The following is a 15,311-nucleotide window of genomic DNA, read 5'->3' as shown; positions in this document are numbered from 1 at the left end:
GGGGTATAATTAAACATTTAAGGTAGGCAAGGAATTAACGATTTTCATCGTCTCTAAACTCACCGTGATCACCCTCTGGAACAGCTCCAGCGGATAACGCGGGTTATTCATCGTTTCGATCGCCCAGTCGTTGGCGTCGTTGACGATGCCGCTGTCCTTGTCGGTCTTCACGCACTGGCGCTCGACCACCCAATCCAACGCCGGCTTGCCGTTCACGACATAGTCGTAGGCTTCCAGAGGGATGCCGGTCAGGGTGATTTTGGCGTTGTAGTGCAGCGTGGTCAGGTCCTTGTCCTTGCCGTTTTTGCCGTAGCGCATTTTTTCGACGCGGTAGTCGGCATCGGTCAGTTGCGCCGGGGCGATGATCTGCAGCGGGTATTTTTCGACCGTTTCGTAGTTCAGGTGCAGGTCGGCCAGGTTGCGGCCGGCCTTCGAAAAAGTCCAGAAGTCGGCGGAGGTTTTCACGTAGGGAATGCGCGGCAATTCCTTGGCCAGATTGTCCGCGTAGCGTTCGCGGTAATCCGACGAATGCAGCAGGCCGTAGACGTAATAGAACAGGTCTTCTTTGTTGATCGTTTCGCCGGGGTAAGCGGCTTGGAAGTGAGCTAATCCTTCATCGGTAATGGCATCGCGGCGATTTCGCACCTGTTCGGCAGGGGCTGCGAAGATGTCGGTGTTTTGTGGCGTGGATTCGAAGCTTTCTTCCGGGTCGTCGTATAAATAGAGTGGAAAGCATTGACCGCCATGTAACGTGTGTAGGTTCGGTACAACATTTGACATAAGTACCGTGAAAGGAAGTATCTCTCCTGGCCCATGAAAAATAATGACCCGATTTTCACTCGTTGAATCCGGGAAGATTCGCGGCATTTGAAGCACCCTTTCATTGAAACGACGATCGAAATACAGCCATTGCTTAGTAAAGGGGCGGTACAAGCTGAGGACAAGACAATCGGCCTCAAATTCATAACGCCGGTCTTTCGCCAACTCCTGCTTTAAATTAACTGACCAACTTATTTGCGTCGGGTCGTTATTTATAAAGCTGTCCACTTTGGTTTCGCGGACTTTCTTGTCTAATTTGGCATGTTCCCGATTAAAACGTTCTACTTCGCTGTTGTAAAAGTTGATCATACGGCTCATATTGGACACAACGCCGACTTTGGAGGCGTTGTATACCCAGGCGTCGCGACTGGTGGAAACACCAAGTGAGAAATTATCAAATAACTTAACAGAGTCTCCTTTCTTGTCGCCTAGCACTATGTAATCAGCAAAGCGGTCATCGCGCTGTTTAAGCCAGTCACCATGCTGGTCAGGGATAATGACTTGCCAACCACCCGCTTCGCTAATTCCGGCAATACTGGCGAATTTACTGATTATTTTCAGCTTGTCTTCTCGGCTGAGGTAATCACCGATGTCATGGAAGTGAATCTGACCATGCAGAGCGGCATTGGGATTTTTCACCAATAGGGAAATGGCAATCGGGGCGCGGCTACCGCCGCCGAAAATCTTGCCGCCTTCCTTGCGTGATAATTCGCCAGAGGTGCGCTGATTGCCGCGTAAGTGGAAAATATAAATGCTGGAAAATTCTTCGACCAAACATTGCCGCAAGCCATCGGCAGAGTTGGCATCCAAAAAACCGGCGTTGGTCACAAAGCCAATCACGCCGCTGTTGCCGATGCGATCGCTGGCCCAGCGGATAGCGCGGATATAATTGTCGTAAAGACCTCTGGCTAAAGTAGCACTGGAGATTGCCGTATAAGTATCCGTAATCCGGCTGTCCAAATATGGATACCCCACGTTCTGGTTATTGTCATTTTGGCTACCTTGTCCAATCGAATACGGAGGATTCCCAACAATGACGCGAATATCGAGTTTCTTCTGCCGCTTGCGCCGGGCGCTGTTGTGCTCCAGCATCGAATCGACCATGTCTTCCTTTTCGTAAAGCTGGAAGGTATCGGTCAGGCAAATGCCCTGAAACGGCTGGTAGTCGCCGCCGGCCAAGCCATGATACACCGCCTCGATGTTGATCGCGGCGATGTAATAAGCCAACAGTACAATTTCGTTCGCGTGGATTTCATGCTGGTATTTGTACGGCAGTTGTTCCGGGGTGATCAGCCCGCTTTGCAGCAGACGGGTGATAAAGGTGCCGGTGCCGGTGAATGGGTCGAGGATGTGTACGCCTTCACTGCCCAATGTCTGGCCGAACTCGGTTTGCAGGATATGGTTGACGCTGTGAATGATGAAATCAACCACTTCGACCGGCGTGTAAACGATGCCCAGCCGTTCGGTCATTTTCGGGAAGGCGTTGCGGAAAAATTTGTCGTATAGTTCGACGACAATTTTCTGTTTGCCGGCGGCGTTGTCTATGCCTTCGGCTCGGAGTTTCACACTATCGTAGTAGTCAGTCAATTTAAATCAAAAGGATATATTGGGCTTGTAAGTCACTCTATAGTGGCATTGATGGTTACTGATTGAGGTCAAGCAATGCCAGCTCTTAAATACAAAGTCAATCTGACTGAAGACGAAAAGCGTGGCTTGGAAGCCATGATCAACAAAGGAAAAGCCGCGGCACGCCATCTGACACGCGCGCGAATTTTATTAAAAGCGGCAGCGGGTATTCAGGATAAAGACATTATCCAAGCTTTGGGTGTCTCGGAATCAATGGTGTTGACGACGCGCCAACGGTGTGTGGAAGAAGGCCCGGAAGCCGCCCTGAAAGAACGCCCCCGTCCAGGACGTGCCCCAAAACTGACGGAGAAGCAGGCCGCCCATATTATCGCCTTGGCTTGTAGTGAGGCGCCGACAGGGCATGATCACTGGACCTTGCGGTTGTTGGCGGACAAAGTGGTGGAATTAGCGTATGCCGACCGTTGCAGCTATGAAACCATCCGTCAGCTTTTAAAAAAACACTCTCAAACCCTGGCAGAAGCAAGAGTGGTGCATTCCCGAGGTGAGTGCTGAATTTGTCGCGGCGATGGAAGACGTGCTGGACCTTTATGAAGAACCCTACGATCCGTTGCGCCCGGTTGTGTGTTTCGACGAAAGTCCGAAGCAACTCATTGCGGAAGTCCGCCAACCTCTCCCGCCTGAGCCCGGTCAACCGGCCCGCTATGACACCGGCTATGAACGGAAAGGCGTCTGCGATTTGATGATGATCTGCGAACCTAAACGCGGTTTTCGGCAGGTGGACATCACCGCGCGGCGGACCAAAATCGAATTCGCGCACAGCATGAAGCATATCGCTGAACTTTATCCGGACGCGGCGGTGATCCGGGTGGTGCTGGACAATCTGAATACCCATAAAATGGCGTCTTTGTATGAAGCCTTTCCAGCAGAGCAAGCCCGTGAATTGGCGCGACGGCTGGAGTTCCACTACACGCCCAAGCATGGCAGTTGGCTAAACATCGCTGAGATCGAACTGGCCGTCTTGTCGAACATGTGTTTATCACAGCGGATACCGGACACAGAGAGCCTCCGGCGTGAGGTCGAAGCCAATATCCTACCGCGCAACACCAAGGCGACGCCCGTCAATTGGCGATTTACGACGCAACAGGCACGACGTAAACTGGCTCGCCTGTATCCTTGTGTTTCTTCGTGACTGACTAGTAGAAGGCTTGCAGGGTGTCGGCTTCTTTGCTTAAGTGGTGTTCCTGTAGCACGTCCAACACGCCTTGCATGGCTTGCGACATGGGGTTGTGCTGGGCAAAGCTGTAACCTTGGAACAGGGCATCAAAAACCGGTTTGGTAATCAAGTGCTGGGCCAGCATTTCGATGATTTCGGCATCGCTGATGCTATCGTTCAGGTCGTCGCGCAGTTCTTGAGCAAAGGCATGGAAGGCTTCGCGTTCCTTAATATTGGCGTTGTTTTCTAGAATACCGTTGATCCGGTCGATATGGGTGCGGGCGATTTTGGCGATGTCGTTGGCCCAGTCTTCCCAGTGATGGCGGTTGCCGACCTTTTGCACCATCTTGGCATAGATCGCGCGTTCAATTTCGCCGATTTCGAACTGAAGTTCGTCCTGAATCGGCTGATTGAGTTTATAGGATTGCGCGTGTTTGCCGATTGTGTAGCCGCCTTTGCCTGCATCCTTGTTCTTGGTCCCCTTAGTTTTTTGCTGTTTTTTCTGAATTTTGTCAGTGATGGCGATGACTTCCATCTTACTAATATCCTTGCCGATCAGGTCCAGTTTATTGACCATCGCGTCGAAACGGTCGTCATGCGAACGCAAGGCTTGCAGCACCTGCCAGACCACGGCATAGGTTTTGTTGTCGTTCAGCGCCTCGTGCGGCTCAACGCCTGCCGGAATCACTACCGGTAAAATCACATAACCGCGCGTTTTATTCGGCGAGTTGCGCATCACGCGGCCAACCGATTGCACCACGTCCACCTGCGAATTGCGCGGAGTCAGAAACAACACCGCGTCCAGCGCGGGGACGTCTACACCTTCAGAGAGACAGCGTACGTTGCTGAGGATGCGGCAGGTATCGGCGGGCGGCTCGGCCTTGAGCCATTCCAGCTTGGCTTCTTTCTCGCTGGCGTTCATGCTGCCGTCGACATGATCGGCTTCGCATATCAGTTGAGAAACGGCTTCCTCGGTTTCACTTTCCTGATAGGCGGATACGACCGCCTGAAACATGCCGGCGATCTGTTTGGAGCTGACTTTGTGGGTTTTTGAACCCTTCGAGACTTCGATAACCTGGCAGAACGCGACTGCGCGCTGCATGGCAGCCCCATCGTCGGCTAAATCGTCGCTTAATCCTTGCTTGGACAGAGCTTTCCAGCAGCCGATGATCTTGGCTGCGTCATCAACCTTGAGCTGATTGTCCGGGTCTTTGAGCAGATTCTGGATGCGGCGGCTGACGTGTTGTTCTTCCACGGCCAATACAATCACTTTGTAATCGACTAGTAAGCGGCGTTTGACCGCTTCAGAAAAGGTGATAATGAAGAGCTCATTGCCATACAGGGTTTCATCATCCATCGAACACAGCGCGACGTTATCTTTTTCGGCATTTGCTTTGGCGACATCGCCATAGATACGCGGAGTTGCGGTCATATACAGGCGCTTGGCGGTGCGGATGAAGCCGGCGTCGTGGACCTTCACGAAGGCGCTTTCATCCTCGTCGCCGAAGGTCGCGCCGGTAGTTCGGTGCGCTTCGTCGCAAATGATCAGGTCGAAATCGGCCAAAGCATGGTCGTGCTGGGCGCGGCTGATGACTTCAATTGAATGGTAAGTACTGAACACCACACTCATGTGTGTTGCATCGTGACGCTTGGCTATTTCCGTAGCCAGGCGCGCCGGTTCGGTGGTGGCTGGGTAGCGCAGTTCGTGGGTAAAAGTTTGCACCATGTCGTCGGATTTTTTGCGCTTCTTGCCAACATCGCTGTCGGAACAGACGGCGAAACTGTGCAATGGAGTTTCGCTTTCCTGCGTCCATTCGGTCAGGGTTTGGGAAAGCAAAGATAAGCTTGGAACCAAAAATAATACCCTTTTGCCCGCGCCGGCGACGGTTTCAGCAATTTTCAAGCTGGTGAAGGTTTTACCGGTTCCGCAGGCCATGATCAACTTGCCGCGATCGGCTTGTTGAAGTCCGTACTTCGCACCATTCAAGGCTTGAATCTGATGTTCGCGTAATTGTTTTTTAGGTTTAAATACCGGCTCGGCCTTGGGTTGATATTTAGTCCAATCAATTCGGCTACTTTCGAGATCGTATAGGTCGATTTTACTAACCGGAGGCTGTTGATCCCTGAGTGCGTCTTCGGCATGCTCACTCCAATGAATGGTGCTGCTGACAATGATGCGATGGGTGAAAGGTTTTTTACCGGAGGCTGTGAAAAAACTGTCGATATCACTTTTTTGCAGCCGATAATTTTCTGCATAAAGTTTACATTGGATGGCGTGATACTCACCGGTACCGGAGGTTTTTGCAACGAGATCGATGCCAGTGTCTCGCTTGTCAAGATTTTGCAAATCGGCCCACTGAGAATATGTCCAAACATCGCTGTAAAGATCGCGATAGGCTGCTTCATTGCGTAGATAACAGACAATCAGTTCTTCAAAATAAGTGCCTTTTTCGCGTTCAGTAATAGCAGCTTTGCGGTAGCTGTCCAGCAATTCCCTGAGTGGTGTCATATTAATTATTGGTTCCTGTTGTTTCTTCTATGCCGTTTGTTTTAATGGAAGTATGTCTGCGCCTTTTTTCAGGTTGTCTAAATAATCAGCCCAAGCCTGCATCATTATTCTGCGTTCCGGTAAATGTTGTGCTCGGTTATACGCGGCCTTGACCCGATTACGCTCGGCATGGGATAGCTGCCGTTCGATCATATCGGAATGAAAACCTTGTTCATGGAGCAGGGTGCTGGCGGTGGTCCGGAATCCGTGTGCGGTATGCTCGCCTTTATAATCCATGCGCCGCAAGGCCGCGCCAATCGCCTCACGGTTGATATGCGGTTCGCAATCGGTTTTTCCCTGATAGCTGGAAAAAACGTATTTTGTGCTTCCGGTTAATGGATAAATATCGCGCAATAAAGCAATTGCCTGTCGGCTCAATGGAACAATGTGTGCATCTTTCATTTTCATTTTGTCGGCGGCAATACGCCATTCGGCAGCATCAAGGTCAAACTCTGACCACTCTGCTGCTACAAGGTTAGCAGGCCGGGCAAATATCAGCGGCTGAAGTTGTAGCGCCGTTCTTACGACAAAGCTCCCTTTATAGGCGTCAATATCTCGTAATAGCTGTGAAAGCGGTTTAGGCTCGGTGATTGCGGCGAAATGACCTCGTACTGGCGAGGGCAGGGCGCCTCGTAAATCGGCTGTTACATCACGTTCAGCTCTGCCGGTGGCAATCCCGTAGCGGATAGCTTGCCCGATAAACTGTTTGGTTCTTGCAGCCGTCTCGAGTGCGCCACGGTCAACGATTCGGCGTAAAGCCGTCAGAACTTCGACCGCCGATAAGTCTTTTAACAGCCGATTGCCTAGCCACGGGTAAACGTCTCGTTCGAAACATTGTTCGATGTGTTCTCGGTGGCTTTGGCTCCAGCGATTTTTGCTGGCTTCGATAAATTCCTGGGCTACTGCTGAGAACGTGTTTTCCGCGCTGCCGGCTTTTTCGATTTTTCGGGTGATGCCGGGGTCAATTCCTTTTGCGATTTGCTCACGGGCCGTATCCCTTTTTTCTCGTGCTGATTTAAGACTGGTATCAGGATATACCCCCAGAGCTAAAAGTTTTTCCTTTCCGCTATAACGGTATTTCAGCCGGAAATATTTGGATCCGTTGGGGTTGATTAAGAGAAACATTCCCTTTTCATCCGCTAACTTATAAGGCTTTTCCTTGGGCTTTGCGTTCTTACAAGCGGTATCTGACAGAGGCATTGGGGGTATCTCCATATGGTAGTATACGATATACCCCCATTTATACCCCCGTGAGAGGGGGTATGTCAATGTATGTCATCGGACACTACCGGACATAAAAAAACCCGCTAAGCCAGTAATCTTGCGGGTTTTTGGATCTGTTTGAACCTTATCGGATGCCCAATTGGCGGAGAGAGAGGGATTCGAACCCTCGATACGTTTCCGTATACACACTTTCCAGGCGTGCGCCTTCGACCGCTCGGCCATCTCTCCACAGTTTGAACCCATGAGCATGGGAACCGCTAATGATAATATAAATTGCCCTGCCTTGCAATGATCCGGATCAGTTGCTTTCGCCGGCCAGTTCTTCCAGTTCGTCCCAGCGCTGATAGGCCTGTTCCAGTTTCGTCACGGTCTGGTTCAATTCTTCCAGAGTGCGGGTAATGGCGGGCTGGTCGTTTTTATAGAATTCGGACGAATTGATCAACTCGTTCAGCTCGGTTTGCCGGGTTTCCAGTTGTTCGATGAGTTCGGGCAACTGGTTCAGCTCCTGTTGTTCTTTGTAGCTCAGCTTTTTCTTTTTGGGCGGTTGGCTTACTGACTCGGCTTTCGCTTTTTCCGGCGCTTTTTTGACCGTTTGCAATTTCGGCTCGGGTTCCCGGCGTTGCTGCTGCCAGTCGCTGTAGCCGCCGACGAATTCTTCGATTTTGCCGCTGCCGTCGAGTACGAAAACGCTGGTGACGACGTTGTCCAGAAAGGCCCGGTCGTGGCTGACCAGGAGCAGCGTGCCGTCGTAGTTGACCAGTTTTTCTTCGAGCAGTTCGAGCGTTTCCAGGTCGAGGTCGTTGGTCGGCTCGTCCATGACGATCAGGTTGGCGGGCCTGGTAAACAACCGGGCCAGCAGCAGCCGGTTTTTTTCGCCGCCCGAGAGGCTTTTGACCGGCGAGCGCGCCCTCGCCGGGGCGAACAGGAAATCGGCCAGATAGGACATCACATGCTTCCGACCGCCGGGCAGATCGACGAAATCATTGCCGTGCGCGATCGTGTCGGCAACGGTCATTTCGGGGTCGAGCTGCTCGCGGAGCTGGTCGAAATAGGCGATCTCGAGCCGGGTACCGTGTTCCACCGTGCCGCTGTCGGGCTCCAGTTGTTTCAGCAAGAGCTTCAACAAGGTCGATTTGCCCGCGCCGTTCGCTCCGATGAGGCCGATTTTGTCGCCGCGCTGGATCAGCGTGGAAAAGTGGCTGACGATAGTGCGGTCGCCATAGGCAAAGCCGATGTCGTCGGCTTCGATGACCTTGCGCCCGGAGGCGTCGCCACGCTCCAGCGTGATACTGGCCGTGCCCTGGCGGTTCCGGCGCTGGGCGCGTTCCCTTCGAAGCTGCTCCAGGGCGCGCACCCGGCCTTCATTGCGGGTGCGGCGGGCCTTGATGCCTTGCCGGATCCAGGCTTCTTCTTCGGCCAGCTTTTTGTCGAATTCGGCGTTCTGATTGGCTTCGTCTTCGAGCGCCGCGGCCTTGCGGCGCAGATAGTCGTTGTAGTCGCCTTGCCACGACACCAGGTGGCCGCGGTCCAGGTCGATAATGCGCGTCGCCAGCTTTTGCAGAAAGGCGCGGTCGTGGGTGACGAACAGCACGGCGCCCTGAAAATTCAGAAGCTGTTCTTCCAGCCAGGCGATGCTTTCGAAATCGAGATGGTTGGTCGGCTCGTCCAGCAGCAGCACTTCCGGCTCGATCACCAGCGCCCTGGCCAGGGCGACGCGCCGCTTCCAGCCGCCGGAGAGGCCGCTGATGTTCAGGTCGCCCGGCAACCCGAGCCGGCTCAGCGTGGTTTCGACGCGGTTGCCGAAATGCCAGCCGTTATGAGCCTCCAGTTTGTGCTGCAGATCGCCCAGTTCGCGCAGCGTCCAATCGTCGTGAGCCATCGCCTGCGACAGGGTATGGTAGCGGGTCAGCCATTCTCCCAGCTCGCCGAGGCCGCCGGCGACGGCGTCGTAAATGGTGGCGTCGGCAGGCAGGTCCGGCGCCTGCTCCAGCCAGGCCAGCCGCAATCCGGGCTGGCGCCAGATCTCGCCGTGGTCGGCCTGGATCTGGCCGGCGATGATTTTCATCAAGGTGGATTTGCCTTCGCCGTTGCGTCCTAAAAGGCCGACCCGTTCGCCGGCGTCGAGCTGGAAGTCGGCACGGTCGAGCAATTCATGAGCGCCGAAGGCGATGGAAATGTTGGTTAAGCGTAATAAGGGCATTGTATCAAGTCAGATGTTGTAAATGGCGGCGCAACAGGTCCAGTCCGAGTAAGGCCGCCTGATTCTGTTTGCGTTCACCGGCTCCGGCTACGCAGTGTCTTTTTTGCAGCGGGGTGTCGTCTTCGAGCAGCAGCGTATTATAGAGAATGATCGTCCGGTTCCGGTCATGGAATTGTTCCCGTGCGCCTTCGTAAAGCTGAACCAGGATGAAATCGGCCGAAGTTTGATTTTTCAGGGCCTGGGCCAGCCTTGCTGCGGTTTGGGGCAGATTTTCCGGATCGATTGCGACGCCCAGCCGGTGCCCCAGCGCCGGCTGGTCTGCGTATAGGGCGCTGATCAGCCAGGAGCTGCCTAGACATTTGGCGGCGAGTAGACCCTGGCTGGTGGTTTCGATCACGGCCAGCGTTTTGCCGGCATCGGTCATGAGCTTGTCGACGACCGAGGCGAGATTGCCGGGATTATCTTCCAGCCCGTCAACGGCGAAGACGAAATCGCCCAGACGGTGGGCCATGTCATGGATGAGCGCCTCGAGAGACTGCTCGGGGTAACCGGCAGGAAACAGCAGTTTGGTTTGCACTTCGTCCACGCCCGCGCGAAAACCCAACTGCACCGTATCGGGGATTTGGATCGGGGCGAGGCGTTGCTGGATGTCCGACTCGCCGAGGCCGAACGTCTTCAGCGTGATCAGTCTGGGCGGATTTAACGTAAACCGCCGGGTCAGCAGAGGGGCGACTCGTTCGTCAAACATGGCACGCATTTCCGACGGCACGCCGGGCAGAAAAGCAAACCAGCAGCGGCCGGCTTGAAGCGCGAATCCGGGCGCGGTGCCCCAATCGTTGTCGAGGCGGAGTGAGCCTTCGGGCAGCATCGCCTGCTTGCGGTTGGTGGCCGGCATCGGACGGTTGCGGGCGCTGAAAAACTGCCGGATTTGCCGGTAGGCTGTTTCATCGAATTGCAAGGGCAAACCGAATGCGGCCGCTACCGCATCGGCGGTCAGATCGTCGCTGGTCGGCCCGAGTCCGCCGGTGCAAAGGCAGGCGTCCGCGCGCTGCGAAATTTCTTTCAGCAGGGCGATCAGATCGTCGAGCTTGTCGCCCACGGCGGTGTGCCGGGTGACGGTAAAGCCGAGCTGAACCGCCTGCTCGGACAGCCAGGCGGCATTGGTATCCACCGTTTGTCCAGTGACGATTTCTTCGCCTTGGGAAAAAATTTCCAGAGTCGGGTTCATGAGGCGTTCAACCGGTCAGGATGCGGTGCCAGAAAGGAAGGGTCACCAGGCTCAACAGCGTAGTGACGGTAACGGCCATCGCATACAGCGAGCTGTCCAGCCGGTAGCGATCGCAAAAGACGATGCCCAGCACCATGCAGGGCATTCCCATTTCGAGCACGGCGGCGGTCTTGTGCGGATGGTCCAGGGTCAGCCATTGGCTGAATGCCATCGCGAACCAGGGCATCAGTCCCATCTTGATAAGAACGATCGGTAGCGCGTAGGGCAGATGCCGCCAACTGACGGATTGCCAACTGAGGGCCAGGCCGAGAGACAGCAGCATCAGCGGCACCACGCCGGCCCCCAGCTTTTGCAGGATGCCTTCGATCCAGACCGGCATGGGCGCGCCGTATAAATTCAGCAAGACGGCCGTGATGGCGGCCCAGAAAGGAGGCGTATTCAAGAACGCCAGGGGCGAAGCGGAGGAAGATGTATCGTCGGTGCCGAAACGGCGAGCGGCGACGACGCCGGCAGTCAGCAAGAAGGGCGTGGCGGCAAACAGGTCCAACTGAATGGCCACCGACCGGGCCCAACTGCCGAAGGTCTGCTCCAGCACCGGCAAGCCCATGTAAGTGACGTTGGGGAAGGCGGTCGCCAGAATGACTGCGCCCATCTGTCTGTCCTTGAATCTGAACAGGCGGCCGCAAACCCAGATCACGGTCATCGCAAAGAAGCTGCTAGAGATGCCGAGCGCGCTGTACTGAAAGGAATGAAGACCGATGTCCGCCCGCCAAAGCACTTCGATGATGAGCGCCGGCAACAGCAGATAATAGACGACCGTCGTCAGCACCGGCCGGGTTTGTTCCGCCGTCAGTCCGCCGAACGAAAATAATCGCCATACTGCGCCGCAGGCTATTAGTGCGAACATTTGCAGTAATGTAGAGGTCATGGCCGTCTAAAGGATTAAAAGACAGCCATTTTAACATTGGCCGCGGGTTTCGGGTTGGCTATTTGCCGTTCTGAAACGGGAGGCTACCGGTAAGGATGAGTTGCTTTTGCGAGCGGACGTTCGGAGTTCGTCTTTGTGAAAATAGAAGAGAAACCGATAAGAACTCTGTCCGAAGAAAGAGTGATTCTGCCCAATTCCGGCTGCCGGCGGTTAACGGCGGCAGCACGGTATGGCGGCGTTGGGTTAGATAGGGGTCACTTCTTCCGCTTGCGGGCCTTTTTGGCCTTGCGTGATGTTGAAGCGAACTTTTTGCCCTTCATCCAGGGATTTGTAGCCGCTGCCTACGATGTTGCGGAAGTGCACGAATACGTCCGGGCCTGATTCTTGTTGGATGAAGCCGAAGCCTTTTTCTGAGTTAAACCATTTTACGGTTCCAGTGGTCATGAGAAGTCCTAATAAAATAAAGATAAAGTTTATAGCCTGGTTCAGGCTGATGGAGCTGGGAAATTAAAGAATTACTTAATGATAAACAGGACGAGTACAAACAAAGGAACTACGTGTCGGTAAGCATAACGGTAAATCAATTTCAAGCTAAGACCATTGTAATAGGACGGCTGGATAAGTCAATCAAATTTTAGCCGAGCTTGAATCCTGCAAAAAATCCCGCGGCTCCGCTAACGCCGCGCGTGGTGATCGTGGACAGCCGGCTCAGCAGGAAATGACCCGAATCTTTCGCCGCCTGGGATGCGGCAGTCGCCGCATTCATCAATTCGGCATCGGTTACCTTGACGATGCCGTAGTATTCCCCGGCAAAAAGCAGAACAATGGCGGCGCCGGCCAGGAATAAAGCGGTGCGCAGCATTTTTTTGGCAAAATAGCCGACGGCAAGGCCGATCACGAAGGGAGCGCCTACATTGCCTAATAAAAAGGTTGACGAAAAAACGTCGTCGGCAGGCGCTGTTTCAATTGCACTTTTGGACATGGTCAGAGATTGGGTGGATATGACGGATTGGCTTGTGCCGGAACTTTGATTTCGTTCCCATATTAGCACAAACCAGAGCCGGCATCATCCGCCTCGTCTCGCTTGCGGCGTCCGTTTCTGCTTCGGCGCCGACGTTATGGCAATGGCTCGATAAGACTGGAAAATCCGGATTTCAGGAACCGCCATCCCAGGTCAAGCCTTTCTTATTCGTCAGCAAAGCCTTGGCTTCTTCGACGACGAGTACGCCCTGATCGAAATCACCGTTTTTGACCGCTCTTTTGGCGGCGGTAAGTTTGGTGCCGACGCGGGACAGAATCATGGAGTTGTTCCGGTTTTCGGAAGTCAGGTTGATGGCGGCCTTGGCCAGCCGGGTGAAGTTTTCCGCGTCTTTTTTCTTGCCGAATTCGATCAAATCGTCGGTAATCGAAGTCAGGAGGGAGAGGTCTTCATTAATGGCGCTGCCGGCGGCAAAAACAGAGCCTGCCAGGGCGAAAAACAAGAGCAAGGCGGCTGTCAAGACTTTGAGTTTCATAGCTGTTTTCCTCGGTTATCTAGTTATAATCAATAAAATCGTCGGGTTAAATGGCGAAGAGCCCTCACCCGGACTGCTATGCTCAAGAGGGAAGAGAGCGGACGGGAATTCGCACATAGCGCATTTAAGCCATGACTGTCGCTTTCATGCCCATTCCAGACCGGACTCCCTTCACCAACCGCCTTCTCTCCGGACTTCTCCTGGGGGCGGGTGTAAAGCGGAGAGCGGGGCGGATGGTGTCCTCTTTAATATAGCAGCGAGTCGATACTATAAAAGCAATTCCGGAATTCTGTCAACAATATTTCGAATCGATATTAATCGAGTCTGTGCTAGCCTTGGTCAATCAGGGCCGGTTTTTCTGGGAGAGCTTTTCTCAGGCTTGCCGAGTCAAGACGACGGATACGGATTCAAAACTTGCCGAAGCCGGGCGAGCAGCGCCCTTTATGACAATGAGTTCAGCGTCTTGTAGCGATTTCTGAGATAATAAGTGGGTTAAGAGAGTCAATCTCCCCGCAGTCCCGGCAATCTCAATCTTTTCGATAATTAATCCGAATGAAAGACAAAAAAACGTATAAACCCTGTGATTTGGTTATTTATGGCGCGCTGGGCGACTTGTCCCGGCGCAAGTTGCTGATTTCTTTATATCGCCTTGAAAACGCCGGATTAATCGAGTCCGCCACCCGCATCGTCGGCATTGATCGGCGTGAGGGAGGAAGCCCGGAATTTATCGAGATTGCGCGTAAAAGCCTGGATGAATTTCTCAACGATAAAGTGGATGAATCGGTCTGGGAGAGATTTTCAGCCCGGCTGTCCTATCTGCCGATCGACTTGACTCAACCCGAACAGTATTTGAAATTGAATGGGATCATTGACCAGTCTTCCCGGATCATGGTCAATTATTTTGCCGTGGCGCCCTTTTTGTTCAAGAGCATTTGCCAGGGGCTGGCCCAATCCGGCGTTTTGACTCCCGAAGCGCGCATGGTGATGGAAAAGCCGATCGGGCATGACCTGAAATCTTCCAAAGAAATCAACGACGAAGTAGCCAAAGTGTTCGCTGAAGACCAGGTTTACCGCATCGATCACTACCTCGGCAAGGAAACGGTGCTGAATCTGCTGGCGTTGCGGTTCGCCAATTCCATATTCACCACCAACTGGAACCACAACACCATCGACCACATCCAGGTCACTGTTGCCGAAGAAATCGGCATCGAAGGCCGCTGGGAATATTTCGATAAAACCGGTCAGTTGCGCGACATGTTGCAGAATCACTTGCTGCAGATTTTGACCTTCATCGCGATGGAACCCCCGGTCAACCTCGAAGCCGAAAGCATTCATAACGAAAAAATCAAGGTTTTGAAGGCGTTGCGTCCGATTACGGTCTACAATGTCGACGAAAAAACGGTACGGGGCCAATATACCGCCGGCTATGTGAACCGCAACGAAGTGCCGGGTTATCTGGAAGAAGAAGGGGCCAACAAGAAAAGCGTTACCGAAACTTTTGTCGCGATCCGGGTCGATATCGACAACTGGCGCTGGGCAGGCGTGCCGTTTTATCTGCGTACCGGCAAACGCATGCATCACAAGCGAACGGAAATCGTCGTTTATTTCAAACAACTGCCGCATAATATCTTCAAGGACAGCTACCTGCGGCTGCCGCCCAATAAATTGATCATTCATCTGCAGCCCAACGAAGGCGTCGAAATCGAGATACTCAACAAGGTGCCCGGCATTGATGAAAATCTGCGCATCCAGAAAACCCGGCTGGATTTGAGCTTTTTTGAAACGTTCAAGAAGAGCCGTATCTTCGGCGGTTACGAGAAGCTCGTGCTCGAAGCGATGCGCGGCAATCCCACCCTGTTTTTGAGCCGCGAAGAGATTGAGCAGGCCTGGATCTGGATCGATTCGATCCAGAATGCCTGGGCGAAGAGCAGCGAAAAGCCGAAATCCTACCAGGCCGGCTCGTGGGGGCCGATCGCTTCGGACTTGTTGCTGGACCGGGACGGTCGAGCCTGGGAAGGTTGAATTCCGGAGTCCGCCCATTGTTGAATTT

At 53.6% G+C, this 15,311-nt stretch carries 11 protein-coding genes and 1 tRNA gene; 2 read left to right on the top strand and 10 right to left on the bottom strand.

The window, feature by feature from the left end:
• Nucleotides 1-9 precede the first annotated feature (9 nt).
• The gene (locus tag A3OW_RS24960; protein ID WP_157385890.1) at nt 10-2,406 is read right to left on the bottom strand and encodes a type ISP restriction/modification enzyme; all 2,397 of its coding nucleotides are present in this window, start codon (nt 2,404-2,406) and stop codon (nt 10-12) included.
• Between the two features lie 75 nt (nt 2,407-2,481).
• Between A3OW_RS24960 and A3OW_RS27165 the strand changes: the two genes are divergently transcribed.
• Nucleotides 2,482-3,595, top strand: a protein-coding gene (locus A3OW_RS27165) for an IS630 family transposase (RefSeq protein WP_085984322.1) whose coding sequence is annotated in 2 segments (ribosomal slippage) — nt 2,482-2,909 and nt 2,908-3,595 — 1,116 coding nt in all. Because the reading frame shifts where the segments join, the coding sequence is not laid out codon by codon here.
• Between the two features lie 4 nt (nt 3,596-3,599).
• Here A3OW_RS27165 and A3OW_RS24945 read toward each other — a convergent pair.
• The 9 genes from A3OW_RS24945 to A3OW_RS0113010 form a co-directional block, all read right to left on the bottom strand.
• Nucleotides 3,600-6,128, bottom strand: a complete 2,529-nt coding sequence (locus A3OW_RS24945) for a restriction endonuclease (protein ID WP_033412542.1) — start codon at nt 6,126-6,128, stop codon at nt 3,600-3,602.
• A 27-nt stretch (nt 6,129-6,155) separates the two neighbouring features.
• Nucleotides 6,156-7,367, bottom strand: coding sequence for a tyrosine-type recombinase/integrase (locus A3OW_RS0113045; protein ID WP_026223574.1), 1,212 nt, complete (start codon nt 7,365-7,367; stop codon nt 6,156-6,158).
• A 164-nt stretch (nt 7,368-7,531) separates the two neighbouring features.
• Nucleotides 7,532-7,619 (bottom strand) — tRNA-Ser (locus tag A3OW_RS0113040).
• Nucleotides 7,620-7,689: 70 nt separating this feature from the next.
• Nucleotides 7,690-9,591 (bottom strand): ATP-binding cassette domain-containing protein, encoded by a 1,902-nt coding sequence (locus tag A3OW_RS0113035; protein WP_020563883.1) that lies wholly within the window; start codon nt 9,589-9,591, stop codon nt 7,690-7,692.
• Between the two features lie 4 nt (nt 9,592-9,595).
• Nucleotides 9,596-10,819: a competence/damage-inducible protein A gene (locus A3OW_RS0113030; protein WP_020563882.1), complete on the bottom strand. Its 1,224-nt coding sequence runs from the start codon at nt 10,817-10,819 to the stop codon at nt 9,596-9,598.
• Between the two features lie 7 nt (nt 10,820-10,826).
• Nucleotides 10,827-11,747: an AEC family transporter gene (locus A3OW_RS0113025; protein WP_026223573.1), complete on the bottom strand. Its 921-nt coding sequence runs from the start codon at nt 11,745-11,747 to the stop codon at nt 10,827-10,829.
• A gap of 243 nt (nt 11,748-11,990) precedes the next feature.
• Nucleotides 11,991-12,191 (bottom strand): cold-shock protein, encoded by a 201-nt coding sequence (locus tag A3OW_RS0113020; protein WP_020563880.1) that lies wholly within the window; start codon nt 12,189-12,191, stop codon nt 11,991-11,993.
• Nucleotides 12,192-12,381: 190 nt separating this feature from the next.
• The gene (locus A3OW_RS0113015; RefSeq protein WP_020563879.1) at nt 12,382-12,729 is read right to left on the bottom strand and encodes an FUN14 domain-containing protein; all 348 of its coding nucleotides are present in this window, start codon (nt 12,727-12,729) and stop codon (nt 12,382-12,384) included.
• A gap of 172 nt (nt 12,730-12,901) precedes the next feature.
• The gene (locus A3OW_RS0113010) at nt 12,902-13,261 is read right to left on the bottom strand and encodes a hypothetical protein (protein WP_020563878.1); all 360 of its coding nucleotides are present in this window, start codon (nt 13,259-13,261) and stop codon (nt 12,902-12,904) included.
• A gap of 552 nt (nt 13,262-13,813) precedes the next feature.
• Here A3OW_RS0113010 and zwf point away from each other — a divergent pair.
• Nucleotides 13,814-15,283 carry a glucose-6-phosphate dehydrogenase gene (gene zwf / locus A3OW_RS0113005; RefSeq protein ID WP_020563877.1) on the top strand — a complete coding sequence of 490 codons (1,470 nt, stop codon included), beginning with the start codon at nt 13,814-13,816 and terminating at the stop codon, nt 15,281-15,283.
• The last annotated feature ends 28 nt before the right edge of the window (nt 15,284-15,311 follow it).

It is taken from the genome of Methylosarcina fibrata AML-C10 (genome assembly GCF_000372865.1).
Lineage (GTDB): Bacteria > Pseudomonadota > Gammaproteobacteria > Methylococcales > Methylomonadaceae > Methylosarcina > Methylosarcina fibrata.
This window is presented reverse-complemented; position numbering and strand designations above follow the sequence as displayed.